Consider the following 26,066-nt stretch of genomic DNA (forward strand, 5'->3'; position numbering starts at 1 on the left):
GCGGCCAGCACATCACACCGGGACCCGGGCCCCGGGCTCAGACCGACAGGGGAGCAGGGGGGGCCGGACGGGGGGCAGGGGAGGTCGAAGGGGAAGGGGTCGGGCGGGTGGCAGCGGACCGTCCCGAATCGTGAGACGCCGGTTCACTTCGTGGGGGATCTCGGGCCTTGCCGGGCCTGAGTGGCTCCCCGGAGTCACCGGCCGGGCGGTTCTCCCTGGCCGGATCCCGTCATCCGGGCGAAGACCACCACGTTGCCCGCGTAGCCGGAGCCCGCCGCGTAGGCGCCGCCGCAGGTCAGGACGCGCAGCTCGGGGCGTCCGGTGGTGCCGTAGACCTTCCGTGAGGGGAACTTCCGCTTGTCGAAGACCTGGACGCCGTAGACCTCGAAGACCGCGGTCCGCCCGTCCTCGCGGGTCACCCGGACCGTCCGGCCCTTCTCCAGGGCGCCGAGCCCGTAGAAGACCGCGGGCCCGCTGCGGCTGTCGACATGCCCGACGATGACGGCGGTGCCGTTCTCCCCCGGGGTCGGCGCGTTCGCGTACCAGCCCGCCAGCCCGGGGTCCTCGGCCGGCGGGGCCGCGATCCCGCCGTCCGCGTCCAGGCCCAGCGGCATCAGCGGAGCCGACACCTCGATCGACGGAATCGCCACCCGGGAGGGGGCGGAACGGGGCAGCGGCGGCGGTGCGGGGCCGTCGGGCGGCAGGTCGCCGGGGAAGAGCGCCGAACCGGCTCCGGGCTGCGGAGGCCCGTCCGCCTCACCGGTCAGGCCCTGGCGCACCATGCCGAGGCCGATGAGACCGGCCAGGAGCAGCACGCCCCACCTGGGCCGACGCGGGGCCGCCGGCTTCCCGGGCGCCGCTTCCGGCGGGCCTGTCGAGCTCATCACTCACCTCCCGTGGCCGCGCGCCCGGGAGCACATGGTCCGCAGTCGGCAGGCTAGGGCCGCCCCGAGCGGGCAGCGACAGCAGCCGGTCGAACGGGTGGCGGCGCGGGGGCCGTGGAGCCCGCCGGCCTGCCTGTGCCCGCCGGCTCCTGCCTGTGCCCGCCGGCTCCTGCCTGTGCCCGCCGGCCCCTGCCCGGGGCCGCGCACCCTGCCCGGGGTCGCCCGCCGTGCCCGGGGTCGTCCGCGCGGCCTCTGCCCGGGTCCGCCCGCGCGCCCGTGGCCGGTTCCCGCCGGGCCTGCCGCCGGGCGGCGCCCCCTTGGAGGGCGCCCCCTTGGAGGGCGCCGCCCGCCGAACGGTGACCGAGCGGTGCCCGGCCGCCGGCTACTCGCCGTGGAACACCGCCCCGGCCAGCCGCTCGACCTGGTCCGGGTCCGGGGACCAGCAATAGAGCATCACCTCGTCCGCGCCGATCGCCCGGAACGCGGCCACCGCCTCACGGATCTGGTCCCCCGAGGTGAGCAGACCGTTCACCACGTGGTCGGTGTAGCTGTGCGGTGCGTAGTAGGCGCGCAGTTCCGCGCGGGCGCGGTCGAGGGTCGGCTGCGGGCCGAGCGCGGCATTGACCTGGGCCACCAGCCGCGGCCTGCCCCTACGGCCGGCCCGGTCCCAGGCGTCCTCCACCTGACGGAACAGTCCGTCCATGTGCCCGGGCGGCAGTGCGGCGCCGAGAAAGCCGTCGCCCCAGCGGGCGACGCGCTCCAGCGCGGCGGGCACGAAACCGCCGAACAGCACCTCGGGCCCGCCGGGCCGCGCCGGGCCGGGGCCGATCGGGCCGACGTCCGCGGAGAGCGGTTCGCCGGACCAGAGGCGCCGCAGGGTCGCCATCTGTGTGTCGAGCCGTCGGCCGCGGGTGCGGAGATCGATGCCGGAGGCCAGATAGTCGTCATCGCGTCCGCCGATACCGATGCCGAGGGTGAAGCGGGAGCCGGACAGCAGATCGAGCGTGGCGGCCTGCTTGGCGAGCAGCGCCGTGCGGTGCAGCGGGGCGAGCAGCACCTCGGTCTGCAGCCGGATCCGGGAGGTGGCGCCGGCCAGGGTGGCCAGCGTGATCAGGGGCTCGGGGTTGCCGAACACCAGCCGGTCGAGGAGGGCGACGGTGGTGAACGGGGTGGCTTCGGCGCGCCGGGCCCAGCTCAACAGCTGTGCGGGGTCGCCGATGGGAAGGCCAAGGCCTACGGACATGGTGGTGTCCTCCAGAAGGGCATGCGGGCATGCGTGATCACGGATTGTCGTGTCGCCCGCTCATTCGGCTCCGCGCGTGCTGTACGCGCGGGCTGCTCCCGTTCTGCGACGGCCTTCTGGAGAGCTGATTCAGAGCGCGGTCACTTTACGAGAGGGCAGCACGGCGCCGCATCCGGTTTTTCGCCCGGTCCCGTCGACCGTCCCCCGGCCCCTCCGGCCGCGGCCTCGGCCCGCCGCCCCTCGGCCCGCCGACCCGTCCCTCAGCCCGCCGGGCGACCCTCAACCCCTCCGGCACCCCCTCCGGCACCCCCTCCGGACCCGTCCCTCAGCCCCGCCGAGCCGCCGCCACCGCGGGCGCCAGCGACTGCGGCAGCAGATGCACGGGTTGCGGCGGCAGCCGGAGCTCCACTTCCACGCCGTCCGCGAAGCGGTAGGGCCGGTGCGCCAGCACGCTCGCGAGATGGCGGCGCAGCCGGGACAGCTCCGCGCGCACCGTGACCGTACGGCTGTCGTCACCGAACAGGTCCCGGGCGAGTTCGGCGGCGCTGCGCCCCTGCGGATGCGCGGCGAGCACGAACAGCAGCTCGGCATGGCGCGGGGTCAGCTCGTGCGACCAGCTGCCGGCCGGTCCGCTGACGGTGACCGTCGAGCCGTCCCGGCCGCTGACGTCCAGCACCACCCGGCTCGGACCGATGTCCCGCTCCTGCTGCCCGACACGGATCAGCCAGCCGCCGGGCAATGGCTCCAGAGTGCACCTGCCGTAGCGCGGCAGCCACAGCGGCCCGGCCTCGGGGGACTTGGGCAGCGCCACCCGGTCCGGCGGGGTCAGGCCCGTCACCCCCACGACCCAGCCGCTCGGGTCGACGGCCAGGGCGCGTCCGCCGATCCGCGCCAGCACCGGCGCCGCGCTCGACCGCAGCCGCTCCAGGGAGAGGTGATGGCGGCTGCGCAGCTCGCCCTCGGCGAGCCGGGCGACCGCGGACACCAGCGAGAGCGTCGTGGGGTGGAAGCCGGGCGCCGGACCGCTGACGTCCACCGTGCCCAACAGCCGCCCGTCGCGCGGGTCGTGGAGCGGCGCCGCGGCACAGGTCCACTGGTGGTGGCTGCGGACGAAGTGCTCCGCGGAGTGCACCAGCACCGGCCGGCGGGCCACCAGCGCGGTGCCGATGGCGTTGGTGCCGACGACGTCCTCCGCCCAGTGGGCGCCCTTGTCGAAGCCCAGCCGGTCGGCCATCCGGCGGACCGGCGCGCTGCCCTCCCGCCACAGCACCCGGCCCTCGGCATCGGTGACGACCATGATCTGCTGCGCGGCGTCGGCCGCCGCCAGCAGCCCCTCGTTGAGCACCGGCAGCACCGGGGCCAGTCGGGACATCTGCCGGCGGTGCTCCAACTCCGCGACGGGCAACGGGTTCTGCGGCTGGTCCCGGTCCGGGTCCACACCCGAGACCCGCACCCGGCGCCAGGATTCGCCGATCACCGCGCGGGGCGCGTCGGACGGGGCGTCGGACGGTGTCCCGCCCGTGAGCACGGCCTCCCGGACCGTGGCGAGGCGGTGTGCCGTCGCTCGGATGTCCTGGGACGAGCAGATGGCACTTTCGATCGGTCTGTCGCTCACGCTGCTCTCCGATGTGCACTGTCCTTGTGCCCGTGCGCTTCGTGCCGTCACCAGGCAGTCCTGGAACGGCATTGTCCAGGTCCGTACCGGCGCACTGCAACGGACTGCAACCGTTGTGGCCTATGACGCGTTCCGGGGAATCTGGGCCGAGCGGCCGATGGTGCCCCGCCACCGCGGGTTCGCCGGACACCCGTCGGGGAACCGCCGGTGGTGGCCGGGGATGCCATCGGCCGTCGTGTGATGTCGGCAGTGCGGGGGAGGGGGCTCACCATGATGGCCGCTGCCCCGCGCGTCGTCGTGATCGGAGCGGACGAGGGGGTCCGTATTGCGCGTGCGGCCCGTCTGGCGGACCACTACGGGGTCCCCCGGCTGCCCGCGGTCGACCTGCTGATCAGACGTCAGCCGCTGCCCGCCGACGGCTATGTCGTCGACGGCGCCCCGCAGCTCCTCGACCGGATGGCCGGCACCGGCGGTCTGCTGCCCGCCCTGGCCTTCGCCGACCTCGTCGTCCTGCTGCACGGTGCGGAGTGGAACGGCGCGGACGAGGCCTGTCGCGTGCTGCGCTACTACGAGGCGCGCGGTGTGCTGGTCGCCTTCCCTCCCCACGCGCCGGACGGCGACCTCGTCGTGGCCATCGATGCGGCGCTGCGCGGGCGCCTCGCGGACCCGCCGGAGCGCCCCGGCCGCCCCTGAGACCGGGGAGCGGTGCCGGGTCGGCGCGGCACCGCTCCCTGACCGGCGCGGCGGCGGTAACCCCCTGTCCTCGTCCCCTCGGTGCGGCCACCGGCCCAGAGGTGACGGGGAGCCGCCGCCGCGCCACGATCCGGCCGGGCGGGGGCTCAGCAGTCGATCACCGGCCGCGCCCGCTCCACCACCGCCGCGAGGTCCAGCGTGTGCGGCAGCGTGCCGAACGCCGCACCCCCGTCGCCGCCGAGCCGGGAGGCACAGAACGCGTCCGCGACCTCGGACGGCGCATGGCGCACCAGCAGCGAACCCTGGAGCACCAGTGCCATCCGCTCCACCAGCCGCCGGGCCCGTGCCTCGATGCCCGCCAGGTCGGCGAGTTCGGTGAGCATCCCCTTGATCGCCCGGTCCAGCCGGTGGTCCGCGCCCCGCGCCGCCCCGATCTCGGTCAGGAACGCGTTCAGCGCCTCGGGTTCGCGCCGCAGGGCCCGCAGGACGTCCAGCGCCTGGACATTGCCGGCGCCCTCCCAGATCGAGTTGAGCGGCGCCTCGCGCAGCAGCCGGGGCATCCCCGACTCCTCGACATAGCCGTTGCCGCCCAGGCACTCCAGCGCCTCGGCCACCATCGGCGTGCACCGCTTGGTCACCCAGTACTTCGCCGCCGGGATTGCCAGCCGCAGGAAGTGCCGGTCCTGCTCGGTGCCGCCGTCGTACGCCGCCGCCAGGCGCAGCGCCAGTGTGGTCGCCGCCTCCGACTCCAGCGCCAGATCGGCCAGCACATTGCGCATCAGCGGTTTGTCGGTCAGCCGGCCGCCGAACGCCTCCCGGTGGGCGGTGTGGTGGATCGCCTGCGTCACGGCCTGTCGCATCACCGCCGCGGACGCGCTGACGCAGTCCAGCCGGGTCGCCGCGACCATCTCGATGATCGTCGCCACCCCGCGCCCCTCCTCGCCGACCCGGCGCGCCCAGGTCCGCCCGTCGAACTCGACCTCCGCCGAGGCGTTGGAGCGGTTGCCGAGCTTGTCCTTGAGCCGCTGGATGCGGAAGGAGTTACGGCTGCCGTCCGGAAGCACCCGTGGCAGCAGAAAGCAGGTGAGTCCGCCGGGCGCCTGGGCCAGCACCAGGAAGGCGTCCGACATCGGCGCCGAACAGAACCACTTGTGTCCGGTCAGGACGTACTCACCGGGTGCGGCCAGCGGCTCGGCGCGGGTGGTGTTGGCCCGTACGTCGCTGCCGCCCTGCTTCTCCGTCATGGCCATCCCGGCCAGCGCGCCGCCCTTCTCGGCGACCGGCCGCAGCTCCCGCTCGTACACCTGTGAGGTCAGCAGCGGCTCCCATTCGGCCGCCAGCTCCGGCTCGGCGCGCAGCGCGGGCACCGCCGCATGGGTCATCGACAGCGGGCAGCCGTGCCCCGCCTCGGCCTGCGTCCACACGATGAAGCCGGCGGTGCGGCGGACATGGCCGTCCGGCCGGGACCAGGCGTCGTTCAGCCCGGAGGTGACGGCGTGGCCGAGCAGCCGGTGCCAGGCCGGGTGGAACTCCACCTCGTCGATGCGGTGGCCGTAGCGGTCATGGGTGTGCAGCACCGGTGGATGCGCATTCGCCTGTTCGCCCCACTGCTGGGCGTGCGTGGAGCCGGCCGCCTTGCCCAGCGTGCCCAGCTCTTCGCGTACCTCGCCGAGCCGCTCGGCGGCGATGTACCGGGTGATGCCCTCGGTGAGGGCCGGATCGTTCGCGAAGACGTCGTAGCCGACCAGCGGCGGGGGCTGGTTCGTGACCGAGTGAGTGGTGGCTGCCATGCAGATACGGTAAGGAGGTGCAGCCCGCAAACGAACCAACCGAGCGGCCCGCGGGCCGTCTGACCAAGGCCCGCGCGCTGTACCGCAATGTTTCCAAGCGCCGGCTGGTCTGGCTCCTGCTCAAGGACACCGTCAACTCCTGCATGAAGTACCGGGTGACCGGGCTGGCCGCCGAGGCCGCGTTCTGGAGCCTGCTGTCGCTGCCGCCGCTGATCCTCGGGCTCCTGGGCGTGCTCGGCTATACGGACGCGTGGATCGGCCACGACACCATCGACAGCGTCCGGCAGCGCATCCTCGACGGCGCCGGCGCCGTGCTGTCCGACAAGGGCGTGAACGAGATCGCCCGGCCGCTGCTCAACGATGTCTTCACCGGCCGCCGCCCGGATGTCATCTCCTTCGGCTTCGCCATCGCCCTGTGGTCCGGCTCCCGGGCGATGAATGTCTTTGTCGACACCATCACCATCATGTACGGGCTCGACGGGCGGCGCGGCATCGTCAGGACCCGGCTGCTGGCGTTCGCGCTGTATCTCGCGGCGCTCGTGGTCGGCGCCGTCGCGCTGCCGCTGATGGTCGCCGGGCCCGACACCGTCGTGAGCTGGCTGCCGGCCAGCGAGCACATCATCCGGGCGCTGTACTGGCCGGTCGTCCTGCTCCTGTCGGTCGCCTTTCTGACCACCCTCTACCACGCCTCCGTACCGGTCCGTTCGCCCTGGCCGGAGGACATTCCCGGCGCGGTGGTCGCCCTCGGCATGTGGCTGCTCGGCAGCTTTCTGCTGCGGCTCTATCTCACCTCGACGGTCGAGGGACCCACGATCTACGGCTCCTTGGCCGCGCCGGTCGCCGTGCTGCTGTGGATCGGGGTGTCCGCCTTCGCGGTGCTGGTGGGGGCCGCGATGAATGCCTCGCTCGACCGGGTGTGGCCCTCGGTCGCCACGGCCGCGGCGCGCGAGGAGATCGCCCGGCGGACGGCCGCGCGGTCCGGCGCGGAGTGGGAGACCGGCGGCGCGGACGGTGCCCCGGCGGACGGCGCTGACCGCGGTGACGACGGCGGGCGCCGGGGCGGGGGCCACGACGCCGGCGGCACCCGCGACGACTGAGCCGGCGTACCCCGTCCCGCCTCGTCCGGCCCTGGTGCGCCGCGCACGGCAGCGCAGGAAGCCCTGCACGGGCCATTGACACTCACCGAACCCGGGCAGATGATCCTTGCCGATCGTTCGGCGAACGAAAGTTCACCAGGCGAACCAGTAAGCCGGCGAACCCGCGCCACTGATGGCGCATCGCGCACCGTGATCCGCGAACCGTGATCCGTGAATCCGAGGTCCCATGTCTCCCACCGGCATGTCCCGCACCGGTCCTCCGCCCTCCACCGGCCGCCGTCACACCTTCCGTTCCGTCGCGCCCGTCCTGGCGCTGTGCTGGCTCGCCGTCTTCTTCGACGGGATGGACGTCAACGTCTACGGCGCCGTCATGCCGCACATGCTCGACGACCCCGGCCTCGGCCTCACCCCCGGAGCGGCCGGCGCGATCGGCAGCTGGACCACCTTCGGCATGCTGATCGGCGCGCTCGGCACCGGCACCCTCACCGACTGGCTCGGCCGCCGCCCCGTCCTCGTCGTCAGCGTGCTGGTGTTCTCCGCCGGGTCGGCGGTCTGCGCGCTCGCAGGCGCGCCCGGACCGTTCGGCGCCGGACGCTTCTTCGCCGGCCTGGGACTCGGCGGTCTGATGCCCCTCTGCCTCTCGATGGTGATGGAGTTCGCGCCGCCCCGCCGGGCCGCCCTCGCCACCGGCCTGCTGATGACCTCGTACCACGCGGGCGGCATGTTCGCGACGGGCCTGGGCCTGACGCTCGCCCCCGCGCTGGGCTGGCGCTGGGTGTTCTGGGCGGGCGTCCTGCCCGCGGTCGTCGCCGCCCCGCTGCTGCTGCGCCTGCTGCCGGAGTCGCCCGGTGTGCTGCTCGCCAAGGGCCGCACCGCCGAGGCCGAGGCGGTCGCCGACCGCTACGGCATGGCCCGCCCGGCCTCCGCCGACGCACCGGCCCAGGGGGCCAAGGGCCGCCTCGCCGCGGTCCTCGCCCTCTTCCGCCCCGGCGTCCGCCTGGCCACCCCGCTGCTGTGGCTCGCCTCGTTCTGCGGACTTCTCCTGGTCTACGGCGTCAGCACCTGGCTGCCGCAGATGATGCGCGCCTCCGGGTACGGCCTCACGTCCTCGGTCAGCTTCCTGCTCATCATCAACGCGGGCGGGATCGCCGGCATGCTGATCGCGGGCCGCATCGCCGACCGCTACGGCCCGGTCAGGGTCTCCGCCCTCTGGTTCCTGCTGACCGCCGCCGGCGCACTGCTCCTCGGGGCGCGGCTGCCGCTCGGCGTCACGTATGTGGTGGTCGCGGCCACCGGTGTCTGGCTCTTCAGCGCGCAGGTGATGGTGTACGCGGCGGCCAACCGCGTCTATCCGGCCGCCGAACGGGCCACCGGCCTCGGCTGGGTCACCGGCATCGGCCGCACCGGCGCGGTGGCCGGCCCCTGGCTCGGCGGCACCCTCGCCGCCACCGCCAACGACCAACTCGGCTTCACCGCCTTCGCGTTGGCCGGCCTGCTGGGCGCGCTCGCCATCGGTTCGGTACCGCTGGCCCGCCGCCTCGGCCGCCGACCGGCAACGGCCTCGCTGCCGGAGACGGCCGGCGCGGAGCCGTGAGCGGAGCCCGCGCCGGGTCCGTGTGCCGGTCCGCGGTGCTGGCGCCGCTGACACGACCAAGAGGGCAGCGCCCAGGGCGGGTTCAGGGAGTCGTCGCGTAGCGGTCCGCGAGTACGGCCACGGCCCGGGCGAGGGCTTGCCGCAGTGCGGAGGGGCCGAGCACCTCTGCCTCCGTGCCGAGCCTGAGCAGGTCGCTGACCGCCACGGCGGGCGCCTCGACCGGCAGCTCCACCCGCACCCAGCCCTCGTGGTCCGGCGGCCCGGCACTCTCCAGGGCGCGTGCGCCCGCAGCACCGAACTGCACCGGCAGCAGGCGCTGCGCCAGCGGTGAGATCCGCAGTTGCGCCGTTCCCTGCTGCAGCGTGGCCTCCAGGCGGCGGGCAGCCTCCTCCCAGTAGGCGGCCAGGGCGAATCCGGCCGGTCGCTCGAAGTGCTCTTCGGTGAGGTCCACGGCCAGGAACCGCGCCATCCGATAGGTCCGTACGGCCCCGTCCGCGAGCGCCACCAGGTACCAGAGGCCGCCCTTGAGGACGAGACCGAGCGGATGGAGTTCCCGGTGGATTTCACCGCTCCAGCGCCGGTAGTGCACACGGAGCGTCCGCTGCTCCCACACCGCTTGCGCGACCGACGCCAGATACGGCGCCGGATCGGCGTCCCGGAACCAGGCCGGCGCGTCCAGGTGGAACCGGTCCTGTATGCGGCGGGTGCGCTCGGCCAGTTCGGCCGGGAGAGCGGCCTGCACCTTCAGCTGCGCGGTCGCCAGCACCGCGCCCAGGCCCAGGTCTTTCGCCGGCCCGGGCGCTCCGGCGAGGAAGAGCGCGGCGGCCTCGGCGTCGGTGAGCCCGGTCAGCCGGGTGCGGTATCCGTCCATCAGGCGGTAGCCGCCGGCGGGACCGCGGTCGGCGCGGACGGGAACTCCCGACGCGAGGAGCGCCTCGATGTCCCGGTGGACCGTACGGACCGACACCTCCAGTTCCGCCGCGAGTTCGGGAGCGGTCATCCGCCCGCGGTTCTGGAGCAGCAGAAGCAGGGAGAGAAGCCGGTCGGCACGCATACGGAGATTGTCCCGCGTACCTGACAGGAGGTGTCAGGTACGGCCCTCAGGCTGGTCACGCACCGCACGTACGACCCCGTGCGGCCGACCGAGAGGACTTCCATGCCTGTGCAGACCACCGGCCGTTTCAGCTACGCCAACTGGGAGGAGAGGGCGGTCGGTTCGAGCGAAGCGAGCCCGAGGCTTGCCCACGCCTCCGTCACCAACACCTTCTCCGGCGGCATCGAGGCCGTCGATACCACCTGCGAATACAGCATCGTCTACATCACGGAGAAGACCGGCACCTTCACCGGTATGGAGAGGCTGGCCGGGCGGCTCGACGGTCGGGAAGGCGGCTTCGTCGTCGAGGAACGCGGCTCGTTCGGTGCCGACGGCTCCGTGCGCTGCACCTTCGAGGTCGTGCCAGGAAGCGGCACCGGGGAGCTGACCGGGCTGCGCGGAAGCGGCAGTTTCACCACCGGTCCCGGCGCCTCCTCCTTCCCCTACACCTTCCACTACGACCTGGACTGACCCCGGGCGCCCCGCACCGGTCGCCGGTGCGCGCGCCCTCGTCAACATCCTCATGTCCCGCTCCGACGCCCGGAGTTGTGAGGAGCGGCCCGGCGTCCGCTATTCTCGTGCAACGTACGGGAATGAGTGGAGGGGAAGACGATGACGCCGCACACGCACGACGTCGTACCGCGTTCCGGCTGGGTCGCGCCGTCCGGGAAGCCGCCGTTGGCCTCGCGGATGATGCGGGCGACATGGCGCGGACTCCCGGCCAAGCGGCACGACGTCGGCTGGGAGCCGGGGCTCGTGGTGCCGGCCGCTGACGGCAGTCCCCTGCGCACGGACCACTACTTCCCCCGTACGAAGGGCGACTTCCCCACGCTTCTCGTGCGCTCGCCGTACGGCCGGGGGGTGCCGTGGTCACCCCTGTACGGCATCCTCTTCGCCGAACAGGGCTTCCATGTGGTCCTGCAGAGCTGCCGTGGCACCGGCGGCTCGGGCGGGCGGTTCGACCTGTGGCGAAACGAGGCCGCCGACGGGCAGGCCGCCGTGTCCTGGCTGCGCGAGCAGCCCTGGTTCACCGGCACGCTGGGCACGATCGGCCCCAGCTACCTGGGCTATGTGCAATGGGCGCTCGCCCTGGACCCGCCGCCGGAGCTCAAGGCGATGGTGGTGCAGGTCGGTCTGGACGACCCCCATGCCCTCTTCTACGAGGGTGGTGCGCTGCTCCTGGAGAACGCCCTCGCCGTCGGCGCCGGCATGACGTACCAGCACCGGGGGCTGATGCCCTTCGTGCGGTCGACGCTGCGGCTGCAGCGCCGGCTGCGCGAGATCACCGGCGCGCGGCCGCTGCGCGGGGCGTATGAGTCCGCCCTCGGTGAAGTGCCCTGGCTGGACGAGGTGATGACCCATCCGGACGCCGACGACCCGTACTGGCACGGTGCGTCCGTGGCCGCGGCGGCCGAGCAAGCTGCCGTGCCCACCAGCGTGATCACCGGGTGGCACGATGTGCTGGCCGACCAGAACCTCCGGCAGTTCGCGCGGCTGCGCCGGGCCGGAGGTGAGTCCTCCCTGCTCGTCGGCCCCTGGACACATACCTCCGCGCTGCAACAGGGCTGGCCCGAGGTCTTCTCCGAGAGCCTCGCCTGGCTGCGCGCGCACCTGTGCGGCGACCGCACCGGCCTCCGCCCCACCCCCGTACGCGTCCACGTCGGCGGCGAGGACGTCTGGCGGGACCTCGACGACTGGCCGCCGGCCCCCGCCACCACGGCCTGGTTCCCCGCGGAGAACGGAACGCTCAGCCGGCAGGACCCGGTGGAATCCGGCCCGTTGGCGTCCTTCCGCCATGACCCGGCCGACCCCGCCCCGTCCGTGGGCGGGCCGCTGCTCTCCCGGAGCGCCGGTCCCCGCGACAACAGCGCACGGGAAGCGCGGGAGGACGTGCTGACGTTCACCGGCCCGCCGCTGACCGAGCCCGTCGACATCCTCGGCCCGGTCTCCGCGCGGCTGCGGATCTCCACGGACACCGGCCACGCCGACGTCTTCGCCCGCCTCTGCGACGTGGACCCCGAGAACCGGTCCACCAATCTGTGCGACGGGCTGGTGCGGCTGCGGACCACCGGGCAGGCCCCCTCGGAGGTCACCGTGGCGATGAGGGCCACCGCCCACCGCTTCGCCGCGGGTCACCGGATACGCCTCCAGGTCAGCGCAGGCGCCCATCCGCGCTACGCCCGCAACCCCGGCACCGGCGAACCGTCGGCCGAGGCCACCCGCTTCCTGCCGGTCCACCTCACACTGCACTCGGGATCGGCGCTGATGCTCCCTCAGGAGACCCCGTAGGGGAGGACCGGGCCGGTCACCGCACCGGAATCCGCGCGTACCGCCCCGCCACACCCAGGTCGGCCTCGATCTCGGCGGCGGCGGTGCGCAGCGCGGGGAGGAGGGCCTCGCGGGCCTCGTCGGGGGTGCAACGGGCCGCGTGGGTGGAGACGTTGACGGCGGCGACGACTTGGCCGGTGCGGTCGTGGACGGGGACGGCGAGGGAGCGGAGGCCCTCCTCCAGTTCCTCGTCGACCAGGGAGTGACCGGCGGAGCGGACCTCTTCCAGGAGGGCCAGAAGCCGTTCCGGGTCGGTCACGGTGTGGCGGGTGAGCGGCTCCGGCCGTGTGCGCGCCAGCCGTGCGGAGCGCTCGGCCGGGGGCAGTCCGGCGAGCAGCACCCGGCCCATGGAGGTCGCATACGCCGGAAAACGGGTGCCCAGCGTGATGTTGACGCTCATGATGCGCACGGTGGGGACCCGGGCGACGTACTGGATGTCGTCGCCGGAGAGGACCGCCATCGAGGCGGAGTCGTGCACCCGCTCGACCAGTGAGGCGAGGTGGGGCTGGGCGATGTCGGGCAGGGTGAGCCCCGAGAGGTGGGCGAAGCCCAGCTCCAGCACCTTCGGCGTGAGGCGGAAGAATTTGCCGTCGGCGGTGAGGTAGCCGAGGTGCTCCAGGGTGATCAGGGCCCGGCGGGCGGTGGCGCGGGCCAGGCCGGTGGCCTCCGCCACGGTGGTGAGCGGGAGCGCGGCGCGGCCGGTGCCGAAGGCGGTGAGGGTGATCAGCCCGCGGGCCATCGATTCGACGAATTCCGGGCCCAGTTCCTGCTTGGACGCGCGCATCCAGGTGGCGTGGGACGGGCCGGTAACCGTCGCGGAGGGGGTGGCGGCCCGGGGCGCACGCAGGGCGTCCTCCATGGCGGCGACCGTCTCGCGGAGGCGGGGGAGTACCGCGCCGGGCAGCGCGTCCGCGCTCAGCCGGCTGGTGTGGCTGACGACGCTGAGCGCACAGACCGTGCGGCCGGCGGCGTCGAGGACCGGCATGGCCACGGCCACCAGCCCCGGCTCGATGAGCTGGTCGTCCAGCGACCAGCCGGCGGTGCGCGCGGCGGCCACCCGTGCGGTGAAACCGGTCTCCGAGGTGTCCTCGTCGCGCCGCGGCGGGACGGCCGGGAAGCCCGCGTCCGTCGGGTCGGCCGCCCGGCGCGCCCGCCAGCGCCGCCAGTCCGCCTCGTCCCACCCGTCCGCGAACAGCGCGCCCGGCGCGCCCCGCTCGGCGGGCAGCAGATCGCCGATGCGGAAGGCCAGTGACATGGCGCGGCGGCGGGTCGCCTGGTGGACGAAGCGCACCCCGTCGCCGTCCGGCACCGCCAGCGAGACCGACTCGTCCAGCTCATCGGCCAGCCGGTCGGCGAGCGGGCCGAGCCGTTCGGGGAGTTCGGAGGCGGCGAGGTAGGCGTTGCCCAGCTCCAGCAGACGCGGCGCGAGCACCGCGTCCCGGCCCTCGGTCCGTACGTAACCGAGCCGGGCGAGGGTGCTCAGCACCCGGTCCACGGTCGAACGGGCGAGGCCGGTGCCGCGCACCAGATCGCCGACGGACCGCCGGCCGCCGCCGGCCGCCAGCTCCCGCAGCACGGACACGCTGCGGATCAGCGGCCCCACCGCCTCCGGTGGCGGCGGCGCTGACGGGGCGGTGGCGGCGGGGTGGGTCATGGCCTCTCCCTGGTGCGTCGATCTCGTCGGAACCGTACCCGGCGGACCGTTGACAGGGCCGGGGACCGGGGCCAAACTCAAGGCGGCGTCATTATGAACTTAAGTTCACTGTGCGAACAACCTGGTGCGGGGCGGCCCCTGGGGCCACGCTCCGGTATGACCCGAGGGTGAGGACATGGCCGACATCCGTTCCCTGCACGAGGCCGTCGCGGAGCTGATCCATGACGGCGACACCGTGGCGCTGGAGGGGTTCACCCACCTCATCCCGTTCGCCGCCGCGCACGAGATCATCCGTCAGGGCATCAAGGACCTCACGCTCGCCCGGATGACCCCCGACGTGGTCTACGACCAGCTGATCGGCGCGGGCGCGGCCCGGAAGCTGGTGTTCTCCTGGGGCGGCAATCCGGGCGTCGGTTCGCTGCACCGCTTCCGGGACGCGGTCGAGCACGGCTGGCCCGCCCCGCTGGAGATCGACGAGCACAGCCACGCCGGGATGGCCAACCGCTATGCCGCGGGCGCGGCCCGGCTCCCCTTCGCGGTGCTCCGCGGCTACCGCGGCAGCGACATCCCGGCCCGGACGCCCACGGTCTCCACCGTCGTCTGCCCGTTCACCGGAGAGGAGCTGGCCGCCGTCGCCGCCCTCAACCCGGATGTCACGGTCATCCATGCGCAGCAGGCCGACCGGGCCGGCAACGTCCAGCTGTGGGGCCTGACCGGGGTGCAGAAGGAGGCGGCGCTCGCCGCCCGGCGCGTACTGGTCACCGTCGAGGAGATCGTCGAAACGCTGGAGCCGCGCCCCGGTGCGGTCGTCCTGCCCACCTGGGTCGTCGACGCGGTCGCGCCCGTCCCCGGCGGCGCCCATCCGTCGTACGCGGCCGGCTATTCGGTCCGTGACAACGCCTACTACCGGGAGTGGGACGGCATTTCACGGGACCGGGCGGCGTTCGGGCGGTGGCTGGCGGAGTGCGTGCGAGGGGAACGTGTGCAGGGAGGGGAGGGGCCTCCGGTGCGGGGAGCGGCCGGGGAGGACGTGGCCGAGCGGCGCGCCTCCGGCTCCGGCCCCGAGGGCGCCCCCGACTGGACCCCCGACGAGCTGATGGAGGTCAACGCCGCCCGTGCGCTGGCGGGTGCGCGGACCTGCTTCGTCGGGATCGGGCTGCCCAGTACGGCCGCCAACCTCGCCCGCCGTACGGTCAATCCGGACCTGGTGCTCGTCTACGAGTCCGGCACCCTGGGCTCCAAGCCGACCCAGCTGCCGCTGTCCATCGGGGACGGCGAACTGGCCGACACCGCGGACTCGGTGGTGTCGGTGCCGGAGATGTTCAACTACTGGCTGCAGGGCGGGCGGATCGACGTCGGCTTCCTGGGCGCCGCGCAGGTCGACCGGTTCGCCAACATCAACACCACCGTCGTCCACCGCGGCCCCGGCAAGCCCGAGGGACGGCTGCCCGGCGCGGGCGGCGCCCCCGAAATCGCCGCCAACTGCGGGCAGGTGCTGATGGTCCTGCGGCACAGCCCCCGCAGCTTCGTCGGTGCGCTGGACTTCGTGACCACCCTCGGCCACGGCGCGGGCCCCCGGGACCGGGCGGCGCTCGGACTGCCCGGCGCCGGTCCGGCCGCGGTGATCACCGACCTCGGCGTGCTGCGCCCCGACCCGGTCACCGCGGAACTCGTCCTCACCGACCTCCACCCGGGAGTGACGATCCACCAGGTCCGGGCGGCCACCGGCTGGGACCTCAAGGAGGCCGACCGGATCGGCGTCACCGCCCCGCCCACGGCCGCCGAACTCGCCGCGCTGCGGTCCCTGAAGGCGGCGGCCTCGGACGGACAGTCGCCCAGGGAGGCCCCCGGGATCCGTGCGGGCGAGGCCCTTGATTCCCGCAGGGGCGAGACCCCGGTGACCCGTACGGTCGACAGCCCCCGAGCTCCTACGGGCGGCCCCCTCCCTCCGCTCCCGTAACGACGCCTGATGCTCATCGGCCGCCTACGGGGCATCTCCACGTCGCCGGAGCGCCCACGCCCCGAGACCGCCGCGACCGCCCCGTCCCGCACACGTCCCGCCACCACGCGGCCCGCGTCCGCCCGTCCCACCGGACCCGCGCCGTGCCCCCACCGCAGGGAGATACCGCCCATGGCCCTGACCCCGCCCACCCCGTCCGACGACGCTCCTGTCCCGGCGTCTCCGTCGGTGGCCGCACCCCCGCCCCGCCCCGCGCCCGGCGCCCCGCCGCTCCCCGGCCAGGCCGACATCAGCCGCGAGATCGCCGCCCGGCACACCGCCGCGGAACGGGACCGGGCGGCGGGCGCACCGGCCCCGGACCACCCCGCCAGGGACTTCGCCCCCTACCGCAGCACCACCGCGCGCCACCCCCGCCGCCCGCCCGTCGAGATCGACCACCGCGCCGACCCGGAGGCCGTGGAGCTCGGCGGGCCCGCCTTCGGTGTCACGGACGTCAGCGACCTGGACGCCGACCTCACCCGGCAGCACACCGGCGAACCGCTCGGCGAACGCATCACCGTCACCGGCCGCGTCCTGGACCGCACCGGCCGCCCCGTACGCGGTCAGCTCGTCGAGATCTGGCAGGCCAACGCCGCCGGCCGCTACGCCCACCGGCGGGACCGGCACCCGGCCCCGCTCGACCCCCACTTCACCGGAGTCGGCCGCTGTCTGACCGATGACGCGGGCCGGTACGCCTTCACCACCATCAAGCCCGGCGCCTACCCGTGGCGCAACCACCACAACGCCTGGCGCCCGGCCCATATCCACTTCTCGTTCTTCGGATCGGCCTTCACCCAGCGGCTGATCACCCAGATGTACTTCCCCGGCGATCCGCTCTTTCCCTACGACCCGATCCTCGGCTCGGTCACCGATCCCGCCGCGCGCGCCCGTCTGGTGGCCGCCTACGATCACGAACTGAACGTCCCCGAAAGGTCCTTGGGCTACCGCTGGGACGTGGTCCTGGACGGCCCGTCCGCCACCTGGATCGAGGAAGGCCGCTGATGCCCCGCGCCACCCTCCGCCCCGACCGGTCCGGCGCCGCGGCCGGCACGCCGTCCGGGCCGCTCGCCCCGACCCCCGCACAGACCATCGGGCCGTTCTACGGCTACGCCCTCCCGTTCCCGGACGGCGCGCAGCTCGCCCCGGCAGGCCACCCCGAAACGGTCACCGTGCACGGCTGTGTACGGGACGGCGCCGGCGAGCCGGTGCCGGACGCGCTGCTGGAGTTCTGGCAGGCGGCCCCGGACGGCAGCCGCACGGGCGCGCCCGGTTCGCTGCGCCGGGACCCGGCCACCGGCGCCCTCCTCGGCCGCAACGGTGTGGACTTCACCGGCTTCGGCCGGGTCCCCACCGACGCCGACGGACGCTATGCCGTCCGCACCCTGCCGGCCACCGCCCCCGCCGGGCGCCCGGACGCCGCGCCGTACCTCTCCGTGTGCCTCTTCGCCCGCGGACTGCTCCACCACCTGTTCACCCGCGTCTACTTCCCCGGGCACCCGACGGCCCGCGCCACCGACCCGCTGCTCGCACAACTGCCCGCGGACCGCGCGGACACCCTGCTCGCCCGCCCCGACGGCCCCGGCCGGTACCGCTTCGACATCCGGTTGCAGCGGGCGGAGGACGGCACACACGAGGAGACGGTCTTCCTTGCCTTCCGATGAGCTGCCGTGGACCGAGCATCCCCAACAACGCGACGAATCCGCCGACTTGGGGCTGCTGGCGCCGTCCTGGGCCGGCTCCGCCGTGGCCGGCCTCACCGGTGACGCCGGGTATCTGCGTGCCCTGCTCGACGCCGAGGCCGCGCTGACCCGCGCCCAGGCCGCCCTGGGGCTCGCACCGCGGTCGGCGGCCGCCGCCGTCACCGCCGCGGCCGCCGAGCCCCACCGCCACGACGCCCGTACCCTCGCGCTGCGCGCCCGCACCGCGGGCAACCCCGTGGTCCCGCTCGTCGCCGATCTGACGGCCGCGGTCACCGACCGCGACCCCGGGGCCGCCGCCTACGTCCACCGGGGCGCCACCAGCCAGGACATCCTGGACACCGCCACGATGCTGGTCTGCGCCCGCGCCCTGGACACCGTCCTGCCGGACCTCGCCCGCACCGCCGCCGCGCTGCGCCGTACCGCCGCGGAGCACCGCGACACCCCCATGGCGGGCCGCACCCTCACCCAGCACGCGGTGCCGACGACCTTCGGCCTCAAGGCGGCGGGCTGGCGCAGCCTCGTGCTCGACGCCCATGACCGGCTGGCGTCCGTACGGGCCGCACTGCCGGTGCAACTGGGCGGCGCGGCCGGCACCCTCGCGGCCTTCCACGCGTACGCGGAGGCGGAGGATGGGCGGCCCCCCGCTCCCGACCTGGGGAGCAGGCTCCTCGCCCGCTACGCCGCCGAGACCGGACTCGCCGCACCGGCCCTGCCCTGGCACACCCTGCGCACCCCGGTCGCCGATCTCGCCGGTGCGCTGGCCTTCACCGCGGGCGCCCTCGGCAAGCTGGCCGCCGATGTCCTCACCCTCTCCCGCACGGAGCTCGGCGAGCTCACCGAGGGCAGCGGCGGCGGCTCCTCCGCCATGCCGCACAAGACCAACCCGGTGCGCGCCACGCTGATCGCGGCCGCCGCCCGGCAGGTCCCGGGCCTCGCCGCGGTGCTGTACGGGTCGCTGGCCGCCGAGGACGAACGCCCGGCCGGCGCCTGGCACGCCGAATGGCAGCCGCTGCGGGACGCCCTGCGGCTGACCGGCGGCGCGGCCCGGGACGCCGCCGAACTCACCGCGCACCTACGGGTCCATCCGCGCCGTATGCGGCAGAATCTCGACGCGACCGGTGGTCTGGTCGTCACCGAACGCCTGGTCGCCGCCCTCACGGCCCTGACCGGCCGCGCCGAGGCCCGCCGCATCCTGGACACGGCGGCCCGGCGCACCGCGGAGCGGGACATCGAACTGCCCGCGGCGCTGGACGAGGCACTGAACGAGGCACTGCCCACGGCCCCGTGCGAGGACCGGCCCGCCCCGTCCGACGGCCCGCCCGCCCCACGGGGAGTCCCGGCCCTGTCCCCTTCCCGCCTGCGTCAACTCCTCGACCCCACCGGATACTTGGGCTCCGCCGGCGCCCTCGTGGACCGGGCACTGGAACGCCCCGAGCACCCCGCACAGGAGTTGCCATGACCCACCCGCCCGCCACCCCGCTCCCGCACCACACCGTGGACGGTCCCGAAGACGCCCCGCCGCTCCTCCTGGGCCCCTCGCTCGGTGCCTCGCTTGCCGTCTGGGACCCCCAACTCCCCTCCCTGGCACGGCACCACTGCGTCATCCGCTGGGACCTCCCCGGCCACGGCGGCACCCCCATCGGGGTGCTGGGCGACCACGGGGGGCCCGCCCCCACCACCACCGTCCCCGGCCTGGCCCGACTGGTTCTCGGCCTCGCCGACTCCCTCGGTGTCGACCGGTTCGCCTACGCCGGGATCTCGCTCGGCGGCGCCGTCGGGGCCTGGCTCGCCGCCCACCACCCTGAGCGGATCGCCTCGCTCGCCCTGATCTGCTCCTCCGCACGGTTCGGCGAGCCGGCGGGCTGGCAGGACCGGGCCGCGCTGGTACGGGAAGCGGGCCTCGCCCCGATCGCCGAGGCCGCCGCGAGCCGCTGGTTCACCCCGGCCTTCGTCAGCTCCCCGCAGGCCACGGCGCTCCTCGACGCAGTGCGCCGGTCGGTGGCGCCCGCGGGCTACGCGGCCTGCTGCGACGCCCTCGCCGCCTTCGATCTGCGCGCAGACCTGGCCCGGATCACCGCCCCCACACTCGTCGTCGCGGGCCTCGCCGACCCGGCCACCCCACCCGCCCACGCCCGCGAACTCGCCGACGGCATCGCGGACGCCGGCCTGCTCGAACTGTCCGGCGCCGCCCACCTCGCCAACGTGGAACGCCCCGCCCCGGTGCTGGCCGCCCTCCTCGACCACCTCGCCGCACACCCGGACAACGGCCCCGTGGCCACCGCCGTCGGCACACCCGCACCGCACCCCGCGGAAGGAACAGCCCAGTGACCCACCCCCGCCACACCACGGTCGGCATCATCGGCGGCGGCCCGGCCGGCCTGCTGCTCGCGCGGCTGCTGCACCGCTCCGGCATCGACTGCGTCGTCCTGGAGAGCCGGGACCGCGCCTACGTCGAACGGCGCCAGCGCGCGGGCATCCTGGAACAGGGCACCGTCGAGGTGCTGCGCGCCTGCGGGGCGGGGGAGCGGATGGACCGCGAGGGCCTGGTCCACGACGGCATCGAGCTGCGCTGGAACCGGCGCGCCCACCGCCTCGACCTCCCCGCGCTGACCGGCGGCCGCCGGGTGATGGTCTACGCCCAGACGGAAGTGGTGAAGGACCTGATCGCGCTGCAACTCGCGGACGGGGCACCGCTGCTGTTCGGGGCGCAGGCGCTCGCGGTGACCGGCGCGGACACCGGCCGGCCCGGCATCCGCTATCGCCACCGGGGCCGCGAGCAGACCCTGACCTGTGACTACGTCGTGGGCTGCGACGGGTTCCACGGTGTGGCCCGGCAGGCGCTACCGGAGAGCGCACGCCGTACGTACACACGCAGCTACCCCTACTCCTGGCTCGGTGTGCTCGCCGAGGTCCCGCCCTCCCACGACGAGTTGGTCTACGCCCACTCCGCACGCGGCTTCGCACTGTTCAGCATGCGGACGCCGACCGTCAGCCGGCTCTACCTCCAGGTCCCCAACGGCACCGACCCGGCCGACTGGCCCGACGACCGCATCTGGGACGAACTGGAAGCCCGCGGCGCGGTCGACACCCCCTGGAAACCGGCGCGCGGGCCGCTCACCGCCAAGGCCGTCCTGCCCATGCGGAGTTCGGTCACCGAACCGATGCGGTACGGGCGGGTCCTGCTGGCCGGCGACGCGGCACATATCGTGCCGCCCACCGGGGCCAAGGGCCTCAACCTGGCCGTCGCCGATGTCACCGTCCTGGCCCGCGCCCTCGACCAGTTGCACCGCACCGGCTCCACCGAACTGCTCGACGCCTACTCCGACACCTGTCTGCGCCGGGTCTGGCGGGCCGAACACTTCTCGTACTTCATGACGACGGCCCTGCACACCGCCCCGGACCAGAGCCCGTTCGACACCCGGCTGCAGCTCGCCCAGCTCGACCGGATCGCCGGCTCGCCGCACGCCGCCGCCGAGCTGGCGGAGAACTACGCGGGGCTGCCGCTGCCCTGAGGCCCGTTCACCGGCTCCTGCCGGTAGCGCACCAGCAGCATCGCCGCGTCATCGTGCAGCGGCCCCTCGGCATGCTCGACCAGGTCCTCGCGCACCGAGCGCAGCGCGGCCTCCGGGTCGGGGTCCTTGAGCAGCGCGGCACGTTCGTCGAGGGGGTAGAAGCGGTCCGCCGCATCGCGGGCCTCGGTCACGCCGTCGGTGTAGAAGAGCATCTGGTCGCCGGGTGTGAACGGCACCTGGTAGGGGACCGGGGCCATGGCGCCGTGCAGGGTGAGGCCGAGCGGCAGCGCGCGGTCGGGCGGTGCGGCGAAGCCGACCGTGCCGTCGGGGCGGACCACCAGCGGCGCCGGATGGCCGAAGTTCAGCAGGGTGGCCCGCGGACCGTCACCGATCTCGGCCAGCACCGCCGTGACGAACCGTTCGCCGGACAGATGGCGGTTCAGCGCCCGCTCGACCCGTTCGCCGACGGCCGGCAGATCCGGTTCGTCGTGCGCCGCCTCCCGGAACGCACCCAGCACCACCGCCGCGCTCTCCACGGCCTCCAGGCCCTTGCCCTGCACATCGCCGACGATGATCCGCACCCCGGCGGGCGAGGTCACCACCTCGTACAGATCACCGCCTATCCGGGCCTCGGCCACCGCCGAGGTGTACGAGACGGCGATCCGCAGCGGGCCCGCGCCGCGCGGCACCGGGCGCAGCAGCACCCGCTGGGCGACCTCGGCGATCGAGCGGACACTGGCCAGTTCCGCCTCACGGCGTTGCCGCATCACCGCGGCGACCACTCCGGCCGCGGTCACCCCGGCCACCGACAGCAGGGCGGTCAGGCCCCGCCGGCTCTCGAACAGACCGTTGTAGACCCCCAGGCCGAGGCAGAGCACGAACGCCGCCAGCCCGACCACGGCCGTCCGCCGCCAGCCGCCGACCAGCCCCGCGAACGCCGGCCCCAGCGACACCAGGGGCAGGAACCCGACCCCCGGACCCGCGGTGAGATCGACCGTGGTGACCACGGCCATGACCGCGTACGGGAGCACGGCCAGCACACGGGAGCCGGTGCGCTGCTCCCCGTTCTCCACGGCCAAGGTGTTCTCCGACGGTGTCAGGTGAAGTGATCGGGCAAGGGGGCCGTCGGCCGTCGGAGTGTCCGAAAGCGGCCCCCCGACCTCCGGCCTGAGCATAGGCAACATATGCCGTACCGAAATACCTCGAATGCGTGCTGTTACCGAATTGCAGTGGCAGGCACGGCCGGAAGGTGCCCCGCGCTCCTCCCCCCCCGGTCCGAACGACTGACTGTTGTGGCCTGTCCCGCCGCGGTGCCCGGCGAACCCGTGCAGGTCGGGTTGAGTGGCGGCGGTGTGGCCGGCCGGGCGCCCTCCGTACCGGGCGGCCGTCCGGACGGGACGGAAAGGAGCAGCTTGTGGAAGGTGTACCCCCGGACGTCTGGAAATGGGCGGTCGACCGTACGCCCGACCCGAAGCGCGAGCCCGGACCGATCAACCTCCAGCGGTATGCGTTCGTACCGGCCTACGCCGGGATCGCCACGTTCTTCGGGCTGCCGCTGTGCCTCAACCCGGACGACCTGCGTGCGGGCCATGTCGATGTGGCCGTCGTGGGAGCGCCGGTGGACATGTCCACCGGGCACCGGGGGGCGGCCTACGGACCGCGTGCGATCCGGGCCGACGAGCGGATCCTGCCCCACACCCCGCAGATGCTCGTCAATCCCACCACCCGTATCAAGCCCTTCGAGGAACTGACGGTGGTCGACTACGGCGATGCCGCGGTGGACCCGTTCAGCATCGACAACTCCATGGAACCGATCCGCACTCTGGTCCGCGAGATCGCCGGAACAGGCGCGATCCCGATCGTGCTCGGCGGGGACCACTCGATCCTGTGGCCGGACGCCGCGGCGGTGGCCGATGTGTACGGTGCCGGCAAGGTCGGGGTGATCCACTTCGATGCGCATCCGGACTGCTCTCAGGACCTGTTCGGACATCCCGTCTCACACGCCACACCGGTCCGCCGGTTGATCGAGGACGAGCACATCCCCGGGCGCAACTTCATCCAGATCGGTCTGCGCAGCGCGATCGCGCCCGACGACGCCCTGTTCGCCTGGATGCGCGAGCACGGATTGCGCGCGCACTTCATGGCCGAGATCGACCGGCGCGGATTCGACGTGGTCCTCCAGCAGGCCATCGACGAGGCGTTGGACGGGCCGGAGTACCTGTTCGTGTCGCTGGACATCGACGTGCTGGACCCGGCCTTCGCACCCGGCACCGGCACACCGGAGCCGCCCGGCCTGACGAACCGCGAACTGCTTCCCGCCCTCCGCCGGATCTGCCATGAGACGCCGGTCGTGGGCATGGAGGTCGTCGAGGTCGCACCCCACCTCGATCCCGGTTACACCACGACGATGAATGCCCGCCGGGCCATCTTCGAGGCGCTGACCGGGATCGCCATGCGCCGTAAGGGCCTGCCCGGTCCCGCCTATGTGGACCCGGAGGTCGCCGGACCGCCGCCGGGGCAGCAGACATAGCCCGCACGCCGAACGGCCGTAAGGCGGTTGCCGTCCGACCGTGGGCTCCGGCGTGCAGACATCACGCATCAACCACCTTCTCCGCACCTGATGGTGATAGTGCGTCAGATTCCTGGAAGGGGGTGGGCTGGGTTCAGGCGAGGTAGGGGCGGGTCGAGTTCACCCGGCCGGGGCGCAGGATGCGGATCGGGCCGAGGTTGCAGGAGGGGCAGTCGGCGCGGGTCAGCGGGGAGGCGACACGGACGCCCCGGGTGAAGTAGTCGGCGCGCCGGTGGCCGGCCAGATCCGTGGTGTGCCGGATCTCGTACTCCTCTTCCCAGCCGTGTCCGCAGTGCAGACAGACGAACGCATACGCCTCGTGAACCGTCTCGGTGTCCCGTTCCATGATCACCACGCCCTTTCCCCGGGCCACGGCGCTCGCGCCAGGCCGGATGCTTGCCGCACCTTCCATTATTGCGCTCGGCAACGGCGATGGCGGGGGCAGATTTCCGGGCCGCAGAGGGGCCGCCGCCAGGCTCGCCACCAGGCACGATGCCCTTGCCGGGTATAAAGGCGCCATGGGGCACGACGCACACCGCGTACCGCGGCCGGCCGGGGCGGCCGGGGCGGCCGGGTCCGGCGACGACGCTCTTGACCACGAGGTCGAAGAGGTGATCGCCGCGGTGCTGACCGCCTCCCGGATGCTGGTCGGGGTCTCCGCCCGGGCACTCGGCCGGACCGCGCCCTCGCTCACCCTGCCCCAGCTGCGGGCCCTGGTGGTGCTGGACGGCCGGGGCCCGGTCAAGCTCGCCGCGCTGGCCGACGCGCTGGGCGTCAATCCGTCCACCGCGCTGCGGATGGCCGACCGGCTGGAGGCGGCCGGCAGCGTCACCCGGCAGGCCAACCCCGGCAACCGTCGCGAGGTCGTGCTGAGCCTGACGGACCGGGGCCGCGGTCTGGTCGCGCAGGTGCTCGCCGACCGGCACGCGGAGATCGCCACGATCGTGTCCCGGCTGCCGGCCGCCCGGCGCGCCGGGCTCGTCGAGGCGCTGCGTGCCCTTACCGACGCGGCGGACGAACCGCCCGTGGCTCCGCGGCCGGCACCGCCGCCCGAACCGTCGGCTCCTTAGGGGCGGCGGGCCCCCGCATCAGCTCCGGTGCTGCGTCAGCGCCTGGTACACCGCCCTGATCAGCCCGGCGTTGCGCGGATCCTGGCCCGTCGTGCCACCGCCGTACTTGTTCATGGTGTACGCGTACGACAGCCGGTTCTCCGGATCGGCGAAGGCGAACGAGCCGCCCGCGCCACCGTGTCCGAACGCCCGCGGATTGGGCCCCGCCTGGCCCTGGTGGTTGAGCATGAAGCCCAGACCCCAGCGGTGCTCGTACCCCGCCGGGGCGAGCGCATCGATCGTCAGATCACGCTCACCCGGCAGGCTCTGCGACCGGCGCATCGCCTCCAGGGTGCCGGGCCCCACGAGCGTGCCGCCCGCGAGCGCGCCGTACACCGTCGCCAGCCCGTGGGCACCGGCATGGGCATTGCCCGCCGGGATCTCGGCCGACCGGTAGGCGGCACTGTTGACATCGCCGGTGGGGATGTACGTCAGCGCCAGCATCACGATGGCCAGGGGATGGTCGGCGAGCGACCGGAACGGCGGCTTCGGTACACCGGGGAACTGCTCGGCGATCCGCGCCTCGTCCAGCTGCCCGACCATGTCGGCACAGCGGGCGTGCTCCTCGGCGGGGGTGCCGATGAACACCCGCGCGCCCAGCGGCCCGGTGATCTCGCTGCGCAGGAACGCGCCGAGGGACTGCCCGGTGATCCGCCGTACGACCTCGCCCACGAGGTATCCGAAGGTCACCGCGTGATAGCCCTGCGCGGTGCCCGGCTCCCACCACGGCGGGGTGGCCGCCAGGACGGCGCACACCCGCTCCCAGTCATAGGCGTGCCCTGCGGGCAGCGGCTCACGGGGCGCGATCAGACCGGCTCGGTGGCTGAGCAGCCAGCGCACGGGTATGTCCTGCTTGCCGGCCTGCCCGAACTCGGGCCAGTACCGGGTCACCGGCGCATCGAGATCCAACTCGCCCCGGTCCACGAGGAGATGGGCGCACAACGCGGTCATCCCCTTCGATGTCGAGTAGACATTGACCAGAGAGTCGCGCTCCCAGAGGCGGGTCCCGGCCGCGTCCGCGTGGCCGCCCCACAGGTCCACCACTGCCTCGCCGTCCACGGTCACCGTGACCGCCGCGCCGACCTCACCGTGCTCGCTGAAGTTCCGCTCGAACGCGTCCCGTACGCCGGTGAATTCCGGTGCGCAGTGGCCGTTGACGGTGGCTGGCTCCACAGTGGCTCTCCTC

General features: G+C 74.0%; 22 protein-coding genes and 1 pseudogene. 14 read left to right on the forward strand and 9 right to left on the reverse strand.

Annotated features, from left to right (window positions below):
* Positions 1-194 precede the first annotated feature (194 nt).
* The 3 genes from NUT86_RS31550 to NUT86_RS31560 all read right to left on the reverse strand — a co-directional run bounded on the left by NUT86_RS31550 (position 195) and on the right by NUT86_RS31560 (position 3,742).
* Positions 195-884, reverse strand: a complete 690-nt coding sequence (locus NUT86_RS31550; RefSeq protein ID WP_167540501.1) for a class F sortase — start codon at positions 882-884, stop codon at positions 195-197.
* 382 nt (positions 885-1,266) lie between these two features.
* On the reverse strand, positions 1,267-2,127 hold the full coding sequence (locus NUT86_RS31555; RefSeq protein WP_274738670.1) for an LLM class flavin-dependent oxidoreductase: 861 nt from the start codon (positions 2,125-2,127) through the stop codon (positions 1,267-1,269).
* 325 nt (positions 2,128-2,452) lie between these two features.
* The gene (locus NUT86_RS31560) at positions 2,453-3,742 is read right to left on the reverse strand and encodes a GAF domain-containing protein (RefSeq protein WP_274738672.1); all 1,290 of its coding nucleotides are present in this window, start codon (positions 3,740-3,742) and stop codon (positions 2,453-2,455) included.
* A 270-nt stretch (positions 3,743-4,012) separates the two neighbouring features.
* Here NUT86_RS31560 and NUT86_RS31565 point away from each other — a divergent pair, with 270 nt between their 5' ends.
* Positions 4,013-4,435 carry a hypothetical protein gene (locus NUT86_RS31565; RefSeq protein ID WP_159485524.1) on the forward strand — a complete coding sequence of 141 codons (423 nt, stop codon included), beginning with the start codon at positions 4,013-4,015 and terminating at the stop codon, positions 4,433-4,435.
* Between the two features lie 146 nt (positions 4,436-4,581).
* On the opposite strand, the gene NUT86_RS31570 is transcribed toward NUT86_RS31565, so the two are convergent.
* Positions 4,582-6,225, reverse strand: a complete 1,644-nt coding sequence (locus NUT86_RS31570) for an acyl-CoA dehydrogenase family protein (RefSeq protein ID WP_159485522.1) — start codon at positions 6,223-6,225, stop codon at positions 4,582-4,584.
* 17 nt (positions 6,226-6,242) lie between these two features.
* Between NUT86_RS31570 and NUT86_RS31575 the strand changes: the two genes are divergently transcribed.
* Both NUT86_RS31575 and NUT86_RS31580 read left to right on the forward strand, forming a co-directional pair.
* Positions 6,243-7,322, forward strand: a complete 1,080-nt coding sequence (locus NUT86_RS31575) for a YihY/virulence factor BrkB family protein (RefSeq protein ID WP_274738675.1) — start codon at positions 6,243-6,245, stop codon at positions 7,320-7,322.
* Between the two features lie 226 nt (positions 7,323-7,548).
* On the forward strand, positions 7,549-8,916 hold the full coding sequence (locus tag NUT86_RS31580) for an MFS transporter (protein WP_274738677.1): 1,368 nt from the start codon (positions 7,549-7,551) through the stop codon (positions 8,914-8,916).
* An 82-nt stretch (positions 8,917-8,998) separates the two neighbouring features.
* Here the strand turns inward: NUT86_RS31580 and NUT86_RS31585 are convergent, their stop codons facing one another.
* Positions 8,999-9,970, reverse strand: coding sequence for a helix-turn-helix transcriptional regulator (locus NUT86_RS31585; protein ID WP_266443498.1), 972 nt, complete (start codon positions 9,968-9,970; stop codon positions 8,999-9,001).
* 102 nt (positions 9,971-10,072) lie between these two features.
* Between NUT86_RS31585 and NUT86_RS31590 the strand changes: the two genes are divergently transcribed.
* Together NUT86_RS31590 and NUT86_RS31595 are read left to right on the forward strand one after the other, a co-directional pair.
* Entirely contained in the window at positions 10,073-10,480 is a 408-nt protein-coding gene (locus NUT86_RS31590) for a DUF3224 domain-containing protein (protein ID WP_266443495.1), read from the forward strand.
* A gap of 141 nt (positions 10,481-10,621) precedes the next feature.
* Complete coding sequence (locus tag NUT86_RS31595; RefSeq protein ID WP_274738680.1) at positions 10,622-12,298, forward strand: CocE/NonD family hydrolase; 1,677 nt, start codon at positions 10,622-10,624, stop codon at positions 12,296-12,298.
* A gap of 16 nt (positions 12,299-12,314) precedes the next feature.
* Here NUT86_RS31595 and NUT86_RS31600 read toward each other — a convergent pair whose 3' ends face one another.
* Positions 12,315-13,991: an IclR family transcriptional regulator domain-containing protein gene (locus NUT86_RS31600; RefSeq protein ID WP_274738682.1), complete on the reverse strand. Its 1,677-nt coding sequence runs from the start codon at positions 13,989-13,991 to the stop codon at positions 12,315-12,317.
* Positions 13,992-14,166: 175 nt separating this feature from the next.
* Between NUT86_RS31600 and NUT86_RS31605 the strand changes: the two are divergent.
* The 7 genes and pseudogenes from NUT86_RS31605 to NUT86_RS31635 form a co-directional block, all read left to right on the forward strand.
* Positions 14,167-14,967: pseudogene (locus NUT86_RS31605) on the forward strand (CoA transferase subunit A); the annotation flags it as partial.
* A gap of 120 nt (positions 14,968-15,087) precedes the next feature.
* Entirely contained in the window at positions 15,088-15,951 is an 864-nt protein-coding gene (locus NUT86_RS31610; protein ID WP_274740678.1) for a CoA-transferase subunit beta, read from the forward strand.
* A 171-nt stretch (positions 15,952-16,122) separates the two neighbouring features.
* Positions 16,123-16,992, forward strand: coding sequence for a protocatechuate 3,4-dioxygenase subunit beta (gene pcaH, locus NUT86_RS31615; protein ID WP_274738684.1), 870 nt, complete (start codon positions 16,123-16,125; stop codon positions 16,990-16,992).
* Positions 16,992-17,651, forward strand: a complete 660-nt coding sequence (gene pcaG, locus NUT86_RS31620; protein ID WP_274738686.1) for a protocatechuate 3,4-dioxygenase subunit alpha — start codon at positions 16,992-16,994, stop codon at positions 17,649-17,651. Before pcaH ends, pcaG begins: the two co-directional genes overlap by 1 nt.
* Complete coding sequence (gene pcaB, locus NUT86_RS31625; protein ID WP_274738688.1) at positions 17,638-19,149, forward strand: 3-carboxy-cis,cis-muconate cycloisomerase; 1,512 nt, start codon at positions 17,638-17,640, stop codon at positions 19,147-19,149. Before pcaG ends, pcaB begins: the two co-directional genes overlap by 14 nt.
* Complete coding sequence (gene pcaD, locus NUT86_RS31630; RefSeq protein ID WP_274738690.1) at positions 19,146-20,018, forward strand: 3-oxoadipate enol-lactonase; 873 nt, start codon at positions 19,146-19,148, stop codon at positions 20,016-20,018. The genes pcaB and pcaD overlap by 4 nt, the downstream gene beginning before the upstream one ends.
* Positions 20,015-21,202 (forward strand): 4-hydroxybenzoate 3-monooxygenase, encoded by a 1,188-nt coding sequence (locus NUT86_RS31635; RefSeq protein WP_274738692.1) that lies wholly within the window; start codon positions 20,015-20,017, stop codon positions 21,200-21,202. Before pcaD ends, NUT86_RS31635 begins: the two co-directional genes overlap by 4 nt.
* Here the strand turns inward: NUT86_RS31635 and NUT86_RS31640 are convergent.
* On the reverse strand, positions 21,178-22,215 hold the full coding sequence (locus tag NUT86_RS31640; RefSeq protein ID WP_159488959.1) for a PP2C family protein-serine/threonine phosphatase: 1,038 nt from the start codon (positions 22,213-22,215) through the stop codon (positions 21,178-21,180). The two genes, NUT86_RS31635 and NUT86_RS31640, sit on opposite strands and share 25 nt — an antisense overlap.
* Positions 22,216-22,616: 401 nt before the next feature.
* On the opposite strand from NUT86_RS31640, the gene NUT86_RS31645 reads away from it, so the two are divergent.
* Complete coding sequence (locus NUT86_RS31645) at positions 22,617-23,732, forward strand: agmatinase family protein (protein ID WP_093648539.1); 1,116 nt, start codon at positions 22,617-22,619, stop codon at positions 23,730-23,732.
* Between the two features lie 133 nt (positions 23,733-23,865).
* Here NUT86_RS31645 and NUT86_RS31650 read toward each other — a convergent pair whose 3' ends face one another.
* Positions 23,866-24,117: a hypothetical protein gene (locus tag NUT86_RS31650; RefSeq protein WP_202443717.1), complete on the reverse strand. Its 252-nt coding sequence runs from the start codon at positions 24,115-24,117 to the stop codon at positions 23,866-23,868.
* A 172-nt stretch (positions 24,118-24,289) separates the two neighbouring features.
* On the opposite strand from NUT86_RS31650, the gene NUT86_RS31655 reads away from it, so the two are divergent.
* Entirely contained in the window at positions 24,290-24,841 is a 552-nt protein-coding gene (locus NUT86_RS31655; protein ID WP_274738695.1) for a MarR family winged helix-turn-helix transcriptional regulator, read from the forward strand.
* Positions 24,842-24,859: 18 nt separating this feature from the next.
* Here NUT86_RS31655 and NUT86_RS31660 read toward each other — a convergent pair whose 3' ends face one another.
* The gene (locus NUT86_RS31660; RefSeq protein WP_274738697.1) at positions 24,860-26,053 is read right to left on the reverse strand and encodes a serine hydrolase domain-containing protein; all 1,194 of its coding nucleotides are present in this window, start codon (positions 26,051-26,053) and stop codon (positions 24,860-24,862) included.
* Positions 26,054-26,066 lie beyond the last annotated feature (13 nt).

The sequence above is a fragment of the Streptomyces sp. G7(2002) genome, from assembly GCF_028870195.1.
In the GTDB taxonomy this organism is placed as follows: domain Bacteria; phylum Actinomycetota; class Actinomycetes; order Streptomycetales; family Streptomycetaceae; genus Streptomyces; species Streptomyces nigrescens.